We start from the raw sequence: 15885 nt of genomic DNA on the forward strand, positions 1-15885 counted from the left end.
CTCCTGGGCCTTTTGCATGTCCTGGCTTTCAACAGCCTCAGCCCAGCCGGCCGCTGGCGTGGGCGAGGGTGGTGTAGACCTTGCCCTTGTCCGAGAGCAGGTATTCGCGGGTTTCGGCGGCCGGGTTGGGGCCGGCGGCGGCGCGTTTGAGAAGCTGTTCGAACTCGCTCATATAGGCCTGTGCGGTCTTGGCAAAATCGGGTTCGCGCTGAATGCGCTTGCGGACTTCGTCATAGGTGCCCTGGCCGGTGAGCGTATAGATGCGCCGGGTGAAGACATTGCTTTCGCCCGCCTGGTAACGGGCCCAGGCTTCGCTGAGGGCGCCGTCGTCAATTGAGCGGGCGATTTCCTCGCTGAGGCCGGAAAGAGCCTGGGGCGCGGCGCCACCTGCCTGCTTGGCCGAGGCATTGCGCAGCACGTCGCGCAGCCAGCCGCCGCCTTCGGCCTCTGCAGGCTGGCGAGGGGCGGGGGCAGGGATTGAAGCGGCAGGCGCGGGCGCGGGCGCGGGCTGTTGCGGGGCCGGGGCGGGCCGCTCGATGATGGTGGCGGGGCGGATTGGATCGACCAGGGTCTGGCGCGGGGCCTCGGCGCGATAGGTCTCACGCGGGGGCTCGGGCTGGCGTTCAGGCTGACGCGGCGGCGGCTGATAGGCCGGGGGCTCAGGCGCGCGCTGGGGGCGCTGCGAAGCGCGGCGGTCGGTCAGGTCGTGGCTGGCCGGCTGACTGCGCACAATAGCATTGAGCTCGGAGAGGGCCTCGATCTGCTCGGCCACGACGCGGCGCATGGCGGCGGCGCTGGCACGGGTTTCCTCGGGCAGCTCGTTGACGCCACGGGCCAGTTCGGCGCGAGTGGATTCGAGCTCGGTGCCCACTTCGCGGGCGGTTTCGCGCATGGCACGGGCGGTTTCGGCGAAGCGCTGGGTGGCCTCCTCGATGGCGCGCTGCATTTCGGTGGCCATGCGCTGCTGGGCTTCCTGCAGGGCCTGGTTGGCGCGGCGGCCTTCGCTGTCGGCCACTTCGTGGAATTCGCCGAGCTTGCCGGTGACTTCGCCCGTGGTTTCATCCAGCGCGCGGCGCAACTGGCCGGTGTTGGACGCAATGGCGTTGCGCACTGAGCTGGTTGAATCCGAAATGGTGTCGGCCAGGGTGCTGGTGGTGGAGGTGAGCACGTCGGTGACGCTGCCGGCGGTGGAGGACAGCACTTCGCTGACGCGGCTGGCGTTCTCGTCCAAAGCCGAATTGACGCGGCCCGCATTGTCCTCGAGGACCGAACTGACGCGGCCGGCAGTGTCCTCAAGGGCGGAATTAACCTGGCTGGCCTGTTCGGACAGGGCCATGCGCACTGATTGCGAGGTCTGATTGAGTGCAGCGGCAGCGGCTTCGGCGGCGCGCCGAACCGCATTGTCCATCTCCGAGACATTGCTTTGCAGCGTGGTCGAGAAGCGCTCATTGTTGACGTAGAGCGCGTCGTTGACGCTGTTGGCGTTTTGCTCGAGCGCCTGAGTGACGGTAGCCGTGGTCTGGCTCAATGCGTCGGTGACCGCATGGGTGGTGCCATTCAGGGCCTCGTCCATAGCGCGGCGCGCACCGATCAGGCGGCGTTCGGTGTCGTTGACCGTATCGGCAATGGACTGGGCGAACAGGCGCATGCGGCCATCGATGTCGTCGGCGCGGGCGGCAAAGCTCTGCGCCAGCGCATCCATGGCGCCGCGGCGATCTTCGAGATTTTCCAGCGCGTTAGAGCTGGAGGCGTCGAGCGTCTGGGCGGCCTGGGTGAGGCCTGCGGCCTCGGCGTCGAGACGCCCGAGCATGGAGGAGAACTGCTCGACCATGCCGGCAATGGTGGCCTGGAGAGCGCCGACATGCTGGGTGACCATGGTGCCGGCCTGTTCTGTCTGGCCCATCGCTTCGCGCATGGTGTTGGAGTAGTTTGCAGTCTGCTGGGCGACGCTGGTTTCCAGGCTTGCCAAATTGGCGGTAGAGGCATCGAGCACCCGCTGCAGCAGCAGGTTCGAATCGTTGAGCTTGTTCAGCGCATTGGTGACGTCATTGAGAATGCGCGAGGTGGAGACCGACATGATCTCCTCGGCCTCGCGGGCGTTCTCGCCCAGCGCGTCGCGCAGCAGGTTACCGTGGCTGGCGAGAGCCGTCTCCAGCTGGGCCGACTTCTCGGTGACCAGATTGGCGAATTCGCTGGTGTGCTGTTCGACCGACTGATTGATGGTCGTCAGGCGCTCTTCGATGGCGTCGGCAGCGCCGACCGCCTTCACGGAGACCAGCTGATCGATATTGCTGGCGGCCATGCGGATCTGTTCGAGCGCATTGCGCACCGCGGAGTCCATGCGGTTGGCAGTATTTTCGACATCGGCCGAAATGGTGCTGGTGGCCGCGGTGATGCGGGTCGCGATGGTTTCCTCGATGCGGTCGGCGCCGGCCTCTAGGTCTGCCATGGACTGGGTGATCGAGGTGCTGATCGAGGCATTGAGCGAGGCCAGGCGCTCGGCGGTGATGTCGGCGCGAGCTGTGATCGCCTCGGGCAGAGTGCCCAGGCGCTGATCCACCATGTCGACGATCGCCTTGCGGGCCGAGGTGACGCCGGTTTCGATGAGTTCGGCGGCCTGGCGGGCGCTTTCGCCCACGGTCGAGCTGGCGCTTTCGATGCGGGCGGCGACACCAGCCTCGGCGTCGGAAATCCGGGCGATGGCATTGTCGAGCCCGGCGCCGAGATTGTCGTTGACCTCGGCAACCTTGCCGGCCACGCGGACCGACAGATCGTCCAGGCGGGTCTCCATAGTCGCTGTGACTTGGCGCAGGGAGCCCTCGATGCTGTCGCGGGCCTTGGCGCCATGCTGGTCGAGCGTTTCGGCCAGTTCGCTGGTGTGCAGCCCGATGGTCTCGCCAATCGAGGCCGTGTGGGTCGAAAGCGTATCGGACAGCGCCTGGGTCCGGGCGTTAAGCGCATCGGAGAGCTGCTGGGTGCGGGTGTTGACCGCGCCGGCCATGTCCTGGGTGCGTTCGTCGAGGCGCGAGATGAGGCCTTCGGCGCGCTCGTCGAGCTGGGTGGTGAAGGCGCCGGCGCGCAGATCGAGGCCTGAATTGAACGCTGCCGTGCGCTGGTCGAGCTCGGTGGTGAGCATGGCAGTACGTTGGTCGAGTTCGGAAACCAGGGTGTCGGCGCGTTGCTCAAATTCAGTGGTCAGCGTGTAAGTGCGCTGGTCGAGGCCCGAATTGAGTGCGGCCGTACGTTGTTCGAGTTCGGTGGTGAGCGCGGAGGCGCGCTGGTCGAGCCCAGAGACCAGGGTGCTGGCGCGCTGGTCGAATTCGGAGGCAAGCGTGGCCGTGCTCTGGTCGATCTGCGCGGCGAGCGCGCCGGTGCGTTCGTCCAGACGGGACACCAGGGTGCCAGTGCGTTCGTCGATCTGACTGGCGAAGTCGCCGGTGCGGGTTTCCAGTTCGAGCGAGAGCGCATTGGTACGCTCGGAGATGGTTTCGCTCAGTGTTTCTGTTGTCTGGTTCAGGGTCTGCTCGAGGCGCTCGGTCTGGCCCGCGAGTGTGTCGGCCATGCGCTGGGTGCGGCCGGCAATGGCCTGGTCGAAGGCCTGGGTGCCGGTGGAGAGCGTATCGCCGAGCTCCTGTGAGCGCTGACGGATGGCTTCGTTGACCGCGGCGCCGCGGCTGGTCAGCGTCTGTTCGAGCTCGCTGGTACGGGCCAAGATGGCATCGCTGACCTCGATGGTCCGGCTGGAGAGAACTTCGTCGAGCTTGCCGGTGCGCGTATCGAGTGCCTCGGAGAGCAGGTCGGCGTGACCGTCCAAGCTGTCGGAAATTTCCTGGGTGCGATTGGTCAGGGTTTCGGTGATGGCCTTGGTCTTGGCGCCGATCACATCGCTCATCTCGCGGGTGCGTTCGGCCACGATGTCGTTAAAGCGGCCCGATTCCTCGTTGAGCGCCATTTCGAGCACATTGGCGCGGGCGGCAAAGCTGACGCCCTGCTGGTCGAGGCGCTGCACCAGGCTTTCGCCCTTGTCGCCGATCACATTGTCCAGCGCGTGCAGCTTTTCATCGAGCAGCCCGGTGATCTCAGTCAGGCGAGCATCGAACAGGGTGAGCGAATCCCGGCCCGCTGTAGAGAGGGTCTCGCGGGCGCGCTCAGAAGTGTCGTCCAGAGCGCCATTGATTTCGATGATGGCCGATTGCAGGCGGCTGTCGAGCGCGTTGAGCTGGATGGAAACCGATTCATCGAGCTGGCGGGTGAGGGTGGCCAGCAGCAGTTCAGCCTCGGTGGCACGGCCGCTGATATCGCCGGACACGCGGGCACCGATCGAGGCCAGGGCTTCGCTGACTTCTTCGCCGCGGGTGCGCAATTGTTCCAGCAGCGAGGTGCCGCCGTCGGTCAGCAGGTTGGAAAGGGCACCGGTGCGCTCATCAAGCGCAGTCGAGAGGGCCTCGGTGCGCGATTCGATGAGGCCGGCAATGGTGCGGGTGCGGTCTTCGAAGGAGCCCGTCAGCGCCTGGGTGCGATCCTCGAGTTGCTGGGTGCGCGTATCCATGGCCAGCGCAATGCTGTCGGCATGGTGGTCCAGCGCCTGACTGAGCTTGCCGATGCGGCTTTCAATGCCGGCATTGATTTCCGCAGCCCGGTCATCGAGCGACCTGCCGATGGAGGCGGCATTGTCCTCAAAGCTGAGGGAAAGGCGGCTCGCGCTGTCATCGAGCGCGCCGAGGAAATCCGAGGTGCGATTGTCGACCAGAGCGACAAAACCGTCGGCGCGTTCGGAGAAACCGGTGGTCAGCGTGTTGCCGGCGGTTTCGAGCGCGCGTGTCAGGTTGCCGCCGCTTTCGACAATGGTGCCGGCGATGCGCTGGCTGATCATGTCGAGGTCGAAGACGAGGCCGGTATGGCTCTCGGTAATGGCTTCGCGCACGCGCTCGGTATTGGTCAAGACGCTTTCGCGCTGGCTGGCCAGTTCGGCGATCAGCGCACGCATGCGCGATTCATTGTCCGAATAGGTGCGTTCGAGCGCGGTCACCTCGTTGTGGATCATCACTTCGAGTTCGCCGGCGCGCGACAGGGCGCGTTCGAGCCCGTCGCCCAGCGCATTGACTTCGCGGCGCACGGCCTGGCCCACCGAGGCGACCTTGTCGGCGGCGGTAACTTCGGGTTCGGCCAGGCGAATGGCGGCCTGGGTAATCGAGGAAGCGGCGTTGCGCAGATCGGCGGCGCGGCGGAAGAGGGTCGCGACGGCAAAGAAGCCGAGCACGGGCACGACCATGATGGCCAGGGTGGCGACAAATTCGATGGAGCCGGCAAAGGTACCGAAATCCAGCATTTGCGGGCCAAAGCGCAGCCAGGCCACGGTGGCGACGGCGGCAATCCACACGATGGAGAGCAGCAGGGCCAGCCAGGTGGGGGTGGCAGAGGAGCGCGTCTGCAGGTTGTAGAGGAGCTTGGAGGCGGAGACGCGATCATCATTGGCTACCGCGCCGGCTTGCTGGGCAATGCGGTCGGCCGCGCGCAGTCGTTCCGAACGGGCCTGATCTGGCTTCTTTTCGGCTTTCTTGTCCTGGGCAGGTTGGGCCGTTGGCTCCAGATTGAATACGGAGTCCTTGAGGGCATCCTCGACTGCCGAGAAGGCCAGGGCGGCCGGATCGTTCTGGGGTGTCGGATTCTTCGCCATACTCTTTACAACTCTCGCGTCGGCACAACGGCATCACGGCGGACAATAGGAGTCGTCATGGCACAGGGCCCCTTTCCGGGCCGGTCGCCAAACCGGAACAATTCGATGCAAATGCCCCGCATCATCCCCAAAACCCTCGCCGCCGCGCGCTGGTTCAACGCTCATTCATACATTCAATTTTATGCAAACCGAACGGTTTCTTACCCAAAGGTTAATTTTTGGGTGGGAAACGTTAAGGAATGGACGGCCAAACAAAGGCAAAGATGTGGCTTAAGCCCCTGTTCATGTCCAAGGACTTAGCTTGTGCACAAGGCAGGTGGCTCTGGCAGCTGCCGATCGTGTCAGGAGTAGCCAGCATGGCGCAGAGAGCGGTTGTCGAGGTCGCGTTCCCCCAGTCCCCAAAAAAGCCGGCCCGTCCGGTCGACCTGGTGCATCTGGCAAAGCAGTGCCTGGGCGACGAAAATCTGGAGCTGGAGGTGCTGCGCCTGTTTGACACGACGCTCTCCACTTATTTCGGCCGGCTCAAGCTGGCCACCGCCTATGACGACCTGGCCATCAACCTGCATTCTATCAAGGGGGCGTCCGCGGGCGTTGGGGCCTGGAGCGTCTCGGACCTGGCTGGGCGACTTGAAAAAGACCTCAAGGCCGGTCGGCCGTTGCGGTCAGAGCAGATCGAGGACCTTGGCATGGCCGTCGAGGAAGTGCGCGGTTTTATTGCGCAGATGCTGGCCGGCAGCCCGGACGTCTGAGCTTACGGCAGGCGGGCGAGGGGGCGCACCCCCTCGACTGATTCAGAAGCGATAGCCGATACCGGCGCGCAGCGCGTGGGAGGTTACCGCGACGTTGGGGTAGACCACATCGAGGGTCATGTCGTGCGGCCCCAGATCGGTATAGCGATATTCTGCGCGGCCAAACCAGCTATCGTTGAAGGCCACTTCGGCACCGGCGCCGACAGTCCAGCCGGCGCGGACCGAAGAGTCGTGATATTCGACATTGGCAGGGCTCGTGGTCGATCCTCCGGCATGGGCCAGAGCAAGGCCGGCGGTTCCGTAAATGTGGAAGGCGTCGGTGGCGACTCCCAGCCTTGCCCTCAGCGAACCCTGAAAATTGACATAGCCACGGCAGGTCCAGGCCGGATTGGTGCAGGCGATGGACTGATCGAAACTGGACCATTCGCCATCGGCCTCGACACCATAGACGAAGTTGTCCTCGTGGACGCTGTAGCCGGCAAAAAGCCCGCCAACGAAACCATTGCCTTCGATCGTGCCCTGACCCGGCACGACGATGCGGGTACGCTGACCGCCCAAGCTTGCACCAAGGTATTGGCCACCCCAATGGCCTCCTGACATGGCGTAATAGGGCTCGGGCGCATAGGGCATAAACATGTCCGCAGCGAGCGCCGGCGAGGCCAGCAACAGAGCGGCCGAAGCCATCCAGAATTTGCGCATAAAGACCTCCTGCGTCTGCAAGAAAGGTCGGTGATTATGCCTAATAAGGGCTTAACGCGCGTCGACGTGGCGAAGAAGTATCGGCTCCTCGCACCGTGCCACCCCAGCAGCCGGCGCTGGCGGTGAGCGCCCATGGCACCCATATAGGTTGGCGAACTGCCTGTTTCCGCTCATTTGACCGGGCAACGGCCATTCTCTATAGAGCAGGCCAATATGACGCGCGTGCCGATTGTCCGGCGCCCCATGCCCAAAAGTTCCCATGTCGACACAGTCCCTTGCCGTCGAGGCCGCGCCTCGCACCAATCTTGAACCATTCCAGACCCGCCGGACCTTTGCGATCATCTCGCACCCGGACGCGGGCAAGACGACGCTGACCGAGCGGCTGCTCGCCGCCGCCGGTGCCATCCAGCAGGCTGGTGCGGTGCGCGGCAAGGCGGGTGCGCGCTCGACCCGTTCGGACTGGATGGAAATGGAGCAGCAGCGCGGCATTTCCATAACCTCATCGGTGATGACCTTCGATTATGACGGGTTGACGCTCAACCTGCTCGACACCCCCGGCCACTCGGACTTTTCCGAGGATACCTATCGCACGCTGACCGCGGTGGATGCGGCCATCATGGTGATCGACGCGGCCAAGGGTATCGAGAGCCAGACGCTGAAGCTGTTCGAGGTCTGTCGCCTCAGGGACATCCCCATCATCACGTTCATCAACAAGGTGGACCGCGAGGGCCAGAGTCCGCTCGACCTGATCGATGAAATCCAGGGCAAGCTGGCGCTCGACCTGACGCCAGTGCTGTGGCCGATCGGTCAGGGCGTCGATTTCGGCGGTTATATCGACCTTGTCGAAAAGCGCGTGCTCAATCCGCAGGGCAAGCCGATTGCCGAGTTCGAGGCGCTGGAAGACCTGCTCGAAGTGGATGAGCTGGTCGACAATCCGGTATTCATGACCGCGCTCGAAACACTGGAGATGGCGCAGGCCATGTTGCCGGGCTTCGATCTCAAGACCTTCCATGAAGGGCATTTGAGCCCGGTGCTGTTCGGCTCGGCGCTCAAGGGCGTATCGGTTGCCGAATTGCTGCGTACGCTGGGCGACTGGGGGCCGGAACCGCGGCCGCAGCCGGCGCTGCCTGCACCCATTCCGCCTTCGGACAAGAAGGTGAGCGGGTTCGTGTTCAAGGTGCAGGCCAATATGGATGCCAATCACCGCGACCGTATTGCCTTTGTGCGGCTGTGCTCGGGCAAGTTCGAGCGGGGCATGCGGTTGAAGAATGTGCGCTCGGGCAAGGATATGGCGGTTTCCAATCCCATGTTCTTTTTCGGCAATAATCGTGAGCTGGCAGAAGAGGCGGTGGCGGGTGACATTGTCGGCATTCCCAATCACGGGACCCTGTCGGTGGGCGATACGCTGACCGAAGGCGCCAATATCAACGTGACGGGCATTCCGAACTTCGCGCCGGAAATCATCCGCCGTGTCCGTCTCTCGGATGCGATGAAGACAAAGCAGATGAGTAAGGCGCTTTCGGACCTTGCCGAGGAGGGCGTGACGCAGGTGTTCCGCCGCATGGTGGGCGCGGACTGGATCGTTGGCGTGGTGGGTCAATTGCAGCTCGAAGTGCTGTCGGCCCGCGTTGCCAAGGAATACGGCGTGCCGATCACCTTCGAAAGCCTGGGCTATGAAGTGGCCCGCTGGGTGGAATGTGATGACGCTGACGAGCTCAAGCGCTTCATTGCCGCCCAGAAAGTGAACATGGCCGAGGACCGCAATGAGGCGCCGGTGTTTCTGGCGCAGAATGCGTGGTGGGCAGACCGGGCCAAGCAGGACTGGCCAAAAATCCAGTTCCTGACCACCAAGGAACGGCATTGAGCCCGCCCGACCGGATAGTGGAATTCGTCGCGGCGGTGCGCGAGGCCTTTGCTGACGGGTCGTTGGTCCGGCTCAAATGCGGCGGTTATCACGGCGATGACGCTGAGCTCAAATCTGCGGAGGCGCGCAAGGTCGCGATCAAGGCCGGTGAGCGGCTGAGCTTTGTTTTTCGCTACAAGACGCGCGACATCACCAAGAACTTGACGATCGGCGAAACCATTGCGTTTCTGGAGCAGGGCCTTGCGTCCGAGTGGCGTTCGGCCCGGCTTGAGACTACCGGCTTTGACCTGCAATTCGAGCGGCAGGGTGACAAGCTGCGGTTGAAGCGTAGCGAAGTCGCGGGGCGCGACAAGCCCGAGGCGGGGCATGACCGGGCCAAGAACCGCCCGATTACCGATGTGTCGGCCGTGTGGCTGCAGGCGCTTGGGATTACCGGCAAGGACGGGCAGGTGCGCAATGATGCGCAGGACAAGTTCCGCCAGATCAACAAGATGGTCGAGATTTTTGCGCCCCTGATTCAAGGGCTTCACGCAGAGAATCCGACGATCGTGGATATGGGCGCGGGCAAGGGCTATCTCGATTTCGCACTTTATGACCATCTGCAGGCGCAGGGGCGAAGCGCTGAGATCATTGGCGTCGAATTGCGGCCAGCGCTGGTGTCGGCCGGCAATGCGCTGGCGCAGAAGAGCGGCTTTGCCGGACTGCGGTTCGAGTCAGGTTCCATTCTAGACTATGACGCCAGCGGCGCCGATGCGGTGATTGCCCTGCATGCTTGCGATACGGCGACCGATGATGCGATCTATCAGGGGATCAAGGCCGGGGCCGGGCTGATTGCGGTGGCGCCATGCTGCCACAAGCAGATCCGGCGGCAGATGAGTTCCGGCGGGAGCGACGAGCGGCTTGATTTCCTGCTGCGCCACGGCACCTTCATGGAAAAACAGGCCGAGATGGTGACCGACGGGCTCAGGGCGCTGCTACTGGAAGCGCATGGTTATCGCACCAAGGTGTTCGAATTCGTCTCGGACGCTCATACGCCCAAGAACAATCTGATCGTGGCGCAAAAGGGCAAGGCAGCTTCCCGGCAGGCAGTGCTTGACCGGATCGCGGCGGTCAAGGCTATGTTCGGGGTAGAAAAGCACTATCTTGAAGGCCTGCTCGGCCTTTGATCCGCACAGTTACAGGCACTCCATGACCAAGATCACCTATATCACCAATGATGGCGAACGCATTGAAACCGAAGGGGAAAATGGATCGACCGTGATGGAAACCGCGATCATGAATGCGGTACCGGGGATCGTTGCCGAGTGCGGGGGCGCCTGCACTTGCGCCACCTGCCATGTTTATGTGGACGAGGCCTGGCGCGAGGTGGTCGGCGGGCCTTCGACGATGGAAGAGGACATGCTCGATTTCGCCTTTGATGTGCGGGAAAACAGCCGCCTCTCCTGCCAGATCAAGGTGCGTGACGCGCTGGACGGCCTTGTGGTGCGGGTGCCCAGTCGCCAGGGCTGAGGTCTATCCGCACCGCTTGTACACATAGGGCGCGGACCAGTCGGGCTCACCGTGAGCCACGGCGTCATAAAGATAGAACTGGTCCTCTGTGACCCACAGCGAGAAAAAGGCCGGACCACCGGCTATCGGTTGCCAATCGGTGCCGTCGGCGTTGGCAATCAGTTCGATGGCGGCGTCGGCCTCGACCTCGTCCGGTCCGAGATGGAAGATATGCGTGTCATTGGCCACCTCGATGCGAATGGGCCGGTCACAGGACGCGAGAAAGGTGACGGGCTCGGTGGCCTCGCGGGTCGGCAAAGTTGCCGACCATGTGCCGGAGAAAGGTGCGGACTGCCCCACGGCAATAGCGGTATCGACTGCCGGCCGGGACAGGGGCGCCATGGCGAGAGTCGCAGCGGGCCACAGCAATGCGAGGGTCAGGGCTGAGCGCAAGGGCGGGTAAATTGACATTGAACGGATCCCCGGTCACAGACCGTGCGTGAGCCACTACGCCGACATAGGCAAATTATTCTATGACCGTCGCTGCGAAAGATTCATTTGGCGGCTCGGGCTGCAAACCGCGCGTCGGGTTTCCACGCGCGGTGCCCGTAGGGAAATATAAAAGCTATTGATTTTCAAGGCCTTGTTGCAACGTGCCAGTTTAGATTATTTTCCGACATCTGGCAGACAGGACGATTATGGGACTTCTCAACACATTTCCGTTGAGCTTCAAGGTCAAGGGCAGGCGCGTCATCATCGTCGGTGGCACCGACGAGGCCCTGAACAAAGTCCGGTTGGTTTCTAAGACGACTGCCTCCGTAGAGATTTACGCCCGCCAGATCGAAACCGATTTTTCTGCCTTTCCCGTTGCGGTGTTCGAGCGTCCGTTGCGCGCGGAAGACGTCGCCGGGGCGGCGCTGGTGTTTGTGGCCGAGGAGAGCGCGGAGGCCGAATTGGCCAAGGCCGAGGCACGGCGCCTTGGCGTTCCGCTTAACGTGGTCGATGTGCCGGGCGAATGTGATTTCTATACGCCGTCCATTGTGGATCGTGCGCCACTGACTGTGGCGATTTCCAGCGAGGGCGATGCGCCGGTTCTGGCGCGGCTGGTTCGGGCGCAGATCGAGGCGCTGCTGGCGCCGGGGATCGGGAAAATTGCGAGTCTGGCCGGTGGGTTGCGGCACAAGGTTGAAAACTTGATTCACGATGGCGCTGCCCGGCGGCGCTTTTATGAGGACCTCGTGGCGCGCCAGATGGTTGGCAATGAAGAGGCCGAGGCTCTGCTTGCCGATCACGCTGCCAAGGGCGGGGGGCAAGGCGTGGTCTGGCTGATCGGCGCGGGGCCTGGCTCGGAAGACCTGCTTACGCTGCGCGCGCAGCGGCTGCTGCAGCAGGCTGATGTCATCGTACATGACCAGCTTGTGCCGGCAGCGGTGGTCGAGATGGGCCGTCGCGACGCCGAGCAGATCTGCGTCGGCAAGGCGCGAGGCCATCACTCGTTCTCGCAGGCGCAGATCAACACGCTGATCGTGCGCCTGGCCGGCGAAGGCAAGCGCGTGGCGCGGCTCAAGTCGGGCGATCCAATGATCTTTGGCCGGGCCGGCGAAGAAATCGCTGCCCTGCGTAAGGCCGGGATCCGCTACGAGATTGTGCCCGGTGTCACCGCGGCCCTGGCCGCTGCCGCCGATACGGCGACGCCGGTGACGCTGCGCAAGGTCTCAAGCGGCTTTGTTGTCGCTACGGCCCATGGCGCTGATGACAGTGACCTCGCCCATTGGGCGGCTTTGGCGCAATCGGGCTTGACCCTCGCCCTTTATATGGGCAAGGCCATTGCCGCCGAGGTGGCGGGGCGGCTTGTGGTACATGGTGCGGCGGCGGACTTGCCCATCGGCATCGTAGTCAATGCTGGCCGCGCTGACAGCACGTCCTATGCGGCAACGCTGGGCGAGCTGGCGAAGGGTGCCGTCGAATTTGTCGATGGTCCGGCTGTCATCCTTGTCGGCCATGCTGTGGCCCATGGTGATTGGTTCGAGGCTGCAGCGGCCGCATCACATTCTTTCAAGGTAGCTTAGTCCATGGAAATCCTCACCGGCAACGAACTGACCTCGGGCGCCACCGTCTATCTGGACGGGCAGGGCAACTGGATCGAGGATTTGCAGGCAGCACGCTTGTTCTCCAAGGAGGACAAGGCGGAACTCGACAGCGCGATCGTGGCGACCAAAGCTACGGGCCGCGTGATCAGCCTTGAGGCTGAAGAGGTTGAGCAGGTGGAGGGGCGGGTCGTGCCCAAGCGCCTGCGTGAACGCATTAGGGCGGCGGGCCCCACCGCTCCCCTGACTCTCAATGGGCAGGCGTATGATCGCCAGCACTTAGGTGAAGACGGGCATGTATCGATATGACGAATTCGACGCCGCTTTCGTAGCGGGTCGCACAGCACAATTTGCAGACCAGGTGAAGCGCCGCCTGTCGGGCGAGCTTTCCGAGGACCAGTTCCGGCCGCTGCGGCTGATGAACGGGCTCTATCTGCAGCTCCACGCCTATATGCTGCGCATCGCGGTGCCCTATGGCACGCTCAGCTCCCGGCAGATGCGCAAGCTGGCCCACATCGCGCGCACCTATGATCGTGGCTATGGTCATTTCACGACGCGGCAGAACATCCAGTTCAACTGGCCCAAGCTCAAGGACATTCCGGTGATCCTGGAAGAGCTGGCGAGCGTGGAAATGCACGCCATCCAGACCTCCGGCAATTGCATTCGCAATGTGACAACCGACCAGTTCGCCGGCGCCGCTGCCGACGAGATCATCGATCCGCGTCCGGTGGCCGAGATCATCCGCCAGTGGTCGAGCCTGCACCCGGAATTCTCGTATCTGCCACGCAAGTTCAAGATCGCCATGACCGGCTCGCCGAACGACCGGGCGGCAATCCGTTTCCATGACATCGGTTTGCAGGCCGCAGTGAACGCGGCCGGCGAGATCGGCTGGGAAGTGTGGGTTGGCGGCGGGCTGGGGCGTACGCCGATGGTGGCCAAGCTGATCAACAGCTTCGTGCCCAATGAGCATCTGCTTGCCTATCTCGAAAGCATCATGCGCGTTTACAACCGCTATGGCCGCCGGGATAACAAGTACAAGGCGCGTATCAAGATCCTGGTGCACGAAGAGGGTCTGGAGAGCATCAAGGGGCAGGTTGAGGCCGAATTCGCCGAGGTGCGCGGCGGTGTACTGACCCTCCCACAGGAAGAGCTCGACCGTATCACCGCCTATTTCGCACCGCCCGATTTTGCCGACCGCTCAAGCGACAAGATCGATGTGGCCTATCAGTCGATCATCGACCCGGCCTATGGGCGCTGGCTCGACAACAATCTGCACCCGCACAAGCAGCCGGGCTATGCTGCGGTGACGATTTCGCTCAAGCCTGTCGGCGGTGCCCCAGGCGATGCCACCGACGCGCAAATCGACGTGGTCGCTGACCTGGCCGAGCAGTATTCCTATGACGAGCTGCGGGTGACCCATGAGCAGAACCTGGTTCTGCCCCATGTCGCCATTGCCGATTTGCGCGCCGTCTATGACGTCTTGGTCGCCAACGGGCTTGCCGAAGGCAATAACAACCTGATCACCGACATGATCTGCTGCCCGGGCCTCGACTTCTGCGCCCTCGCCAATGCCCGCTCGATCCCGATCGCGCAGGAAATCTCGAAGAAATTCGCGGAACCGGAGCGGCAGAAGGATATCGGCGACCTCAAGATCAAGATCTCCGGCTGCATCAATGCCTGCGGGCATCACCATGTGGGCCATATCGGCATTCTGGGTGTCGAGAAGAAGGGCGGCGAGCTCTATCAGATCACGCTGGGTGGCGACGCCACGGAAGGCGCCTCAGTGGGCAAGATCATCGGGCCCGGCTTTGAGGCCGAGCTGGTGCCCGGCGCCATCGAGAAGCTGGTGGATTTCTACATCGCGAACCGCACGAGCGCGGATGAGCCGTTCCTGGATGCCTATCGGCGTCTGGGTGAGGCCCCATTCAAGGAGGCGCTTTATGGCACAGTCTAATCTCGCACCGGCAGTAGCGCCGGCCGCGCATGAAAAGCTGAAGGCGCTGGGTATTCTGGCGCTCAATGGCATGTTCGATGAGATGGATGCGGTCAGCGTGCTGCGCTATGCCATCACCGAGGTGCTGCTAGGCGATATGGCGATTGTCTCGTCTTTTGGTGCGGACTCGGCGGTGCTGCTGCATATGGTGGCGCAGGTCGATCCCTCGCTGCCGGTCTATTTCCTGGAAACCGGCAAGCACTTTCCCGAGACGCTGGACTATGTCGAGACGCTCAAGAAGCAGCTCGGCCTGCTCAATGTGCATGCCATCCACCCGAACCCGGATGATGTGAAACGTTTCGACCCGAATGGCGATTTGTGGGAGAGCGATCCGGACTCGTGCTGCCATATCCGCAAGACCGAACCGCTGGAGCCGATCACCGAGCAATATGGTGGCTGGGTGACCGGCCGGAAGCGCTACCAGACCGCTGAACGCGGGGTGCTGCCGCATTTCGAATTGACCAGCGATGACCGGATCAAGGTCAATCCGCTGGCCTATTTCTCTGATGCCGATGTCATCGAATATCGGCAGGCGCACGGCTTGCCCGAGCATCCGCTCTATGCCAAAGGCTACAAGTCCATTGGCTGCGCGCCTTGCACCTCGGCGGTTGCCGATGGGGAGGACCCGCGCGCCGGACGGTGGCGCGGCCTCAACAAAAAGGAATGCGGCATCCACTACGATTTCAACGGAGCCATTGCCTCCCCGATGACCGCTTCTGTGCGCCATACCCTGTGGAAAGATGGGGCCTTCATTGCCGATCCGTTCAAGGAGTGGGCGGAAGGCACCAGTCCGGCTGAGGCGCGCTATGTACATGTGCCAATGGCAGAGTTTGTCGCCAATCGCGATGCCTATATCGCCAATCCGCATCCGCTGGGCCTGCTGGTCTCGCCGGGGGAGCAGATCGAAGAGGTGGCCGATGATCTGGTGCGCTTTGCCTCTGTGGCGATCAGGTTTCCGGCCTTCACTGATGGCCGGGGATATTCCACCGCGCGACTGCTGACTGAGCGGCTGAAATATGCCGGCGAAATCAGGGCGGTAGGCGATGTCCTGCAGGATCAGATTCCGCTGATGCGGCGCTGTGGGTTCAATGCGCTGGTGGTCACCCACGAGCCGACCCGCGAAGCGCTCAAGGAAAACCGTCTGCCCGAAATGGCCTTGTTTTATCAGCCGGTCGGCCAGAGCGAGGTGCCTCTGGGCACGCGCCCCTTCCTTCGCCGCGTCTCCTGAGATAAGTGGAGCGTATTAGTCGCCTTTGAGGCAAGAGCCGGGGCCGCTGGTGACAGCGGCGGTTCCCATGAAGCAATGCGGGGCAGGGCGCCCCGATGGG

At 63.0% G+C, this 15885-nt stretch carries 11 protein-coding genes; 8 read left to right on the top strand and 3 right to left on the bottom strand.

The window, feature by feature from the left end; translation table 11 throughout:
* Positions 1 to 37: 37 nt before the first annotated feature.
* The gene (locus ACE4RL_RS09610; RefSeq protein ID WP_375596981.1) at positions 38 to 5677 is read right to left on the bottom strand and encodes a hypothetical protein; all 5640 of its coding nucleotides are present in this window, start codon (positions 5675 to 5677) and stop codon (positions 38 to 40) included.
* 356 nt (positions 5678 to 6033) lie between these two features.
* Between ACE4RL_RS09610 and ACE4RL_RS09615 the strand changes: the two genes are divergently transcribed.
* Positions 6034 to 6426 carry an Hpt domain-containing protein gene (locus tag ACE4RL_RS09615; protein ID WP_375596982.1) on the top strand — a complete coding sequence of 131 codons (393 nt, stop codon included), beginning with the start codon at positions 6034 to 6036 and terminating at the stop codon, positions 6424 to 6426.
* A 42-nt stretch (positions 6427 to 6468) separates the two neighbouring features.
* Here ACE4RL_RS09615 and ACE4RL_RS09620 read toward each other — a convergent pair whose 3' ends face one another.
* Positions 6469 to 7125: an outer membrane protein gene (locus ACE4RL_RS09620; RefSeq protein ID WP_375596983.1), complete on the bottom strand. Its 657-nt coding sequence runs from the start codon at positions 7123 to 7125 to the stop codon at positions 6469 to 6471.
* Positions 7126 to 7384: 259 nt separating this feature from the next.
* On the opposite strand from ACE4RL_RS09620, the gene ACE4RL_RS09625 reads away from it, so the two are divergent.
* Genes ACE4RL_RS09625 through ACE4RL_RS09635 form a run of 3 tightly spaced genes read left to right on the top strand, consistent with a single transcriptional unit; the run spans position 7385 to position 10498 of the window.
* On the top strand, positions 7385 to 8989 hold the full coding sequence (locus ACE4RL_RS09625) for a peptide chain release factor 3 (RefSeq protein WP_375596984.1): 1605 nt from the start codon (positions 7385 to 7387) through the stop codon (positions 8987 to 8989).
* The gene (locus ACE4RL_RS09630) at positions 8986 to 10155 is read left to right on the top strand and encodes an SAM-dependent methyltransferase (RefSeq protein ID WP_375596985.1); all 1170 of its coding nucleotides are present in this window, start codon (positions 8986 to 8988) and stop codon (positions 10153 to 10155) included. Before ACE4RL_RS09625 ends, ACE4RL_RS09630 begins: the two co-directional genes overlap by 4 nt.
* 22 nt (positions 10156 to 10177) lie before the next feature.
* A complete protein-coding gene (locus ACE4RL_RS09635; RefSeq protein WP_375596986.1) occupies positions 10178 to 10498 on the top strand; it encodes a 2Fe-2S iron-sulfur cluster-binding protein in 321 nt (106 codons plus the stop codon).
* A 3-nt stretch (positions 10499 to 10501) separates the two neighbouring features.
* Here ACE4RL_RS09635 and ACE4RL_RS09640 read toward each other — a convergent pair whose 3' ends face one another.
* On the bottom strand, positions 10502 to 10948 hold the full coding sequence (locus ACE4RL_RS09640; protein ID WP_375596987.1) for a hypothetical protein: 447 nt from the start codon (positions 10946 to 10948) through the stop codon (positions 10502 to 10504).
* Positions 10949 to 11175: 227 nt separating this feature from the next.
* On the opposite strand from ACE4RL_RS09640, the gene cysG reads away from it, so the two are divergent.
* The 4 genes from cysG to ACE4RL_RS09660 are packed head-to-tail and all read left to right on the top strand — an operon-like array spanning position 11176 to position 15785.
* Positions 11176 to 12546 carry a siroheme synthase CysG gene (gene cysG, locus ACE4RL_RS09645; RefSeq protein WP_375596988.1) on the top strand — a complete coding sequence of 457 codons (1371 nt, stop codon included), beginning with the start codon at positions 11176 to 11178 and terminating at the stop codon, positions 12544 to 12546.
* 3 nt (positions 12547 to 12549) lie between these two features.
* Complete coding sequence (locus ACE4RL_RS09650) at positions 12550 to 12873, top strand: DUF2849 domain-containing protein (protein WP_375596989.1); 324 nt, start codon at positions 12550 to 12552, stop codon at positions 12871 to 12873.
* Entirely contained in the window at positions 12860 to 14518 is a 1659-nt protein-coding gene (locus tag ACE4RL_RS09655; protein WP_375596990.1) for a nitrite/sulfite reductase, read from the top strand. The genes ACE4RL_RS09650 and ACE4RL_RS09655 overlap by 14 nt, the downstream gene beginning before the upstream one ends.
* Positions 14505 to 15785 carry a phosphoadenylyl-sulfate reductase gene (locus ACE4RL_RS09660; RefSeq protein ID WP_375596991.1) on the top strand — a complete coding sequence of 427 codons (1281 nt, stop codon included), beginning with the start codon at positions 14505 to 14507 and terminating at the stop codon, positions 15783 to 15785. Before ACE4RL_RS09655 ends, ACE4RL_RS09660 begins: the two co-directional genes overlap by 14 nt.
* The last annotated feature ends 100 nt before the right edge of the window (positions 15786 to 15885 follow it).

It is taken from the genome of Devosia polycyclovorans (genome assembly GCF_042181575.1).
In the GTDB taxonomy this organism is placed as follows: Bacteria; Pseudomonadota; Alphaproteobacteria; order Rhizobiales; family Devosiaceae; genus Devosia; species Devosia polycyclovorans.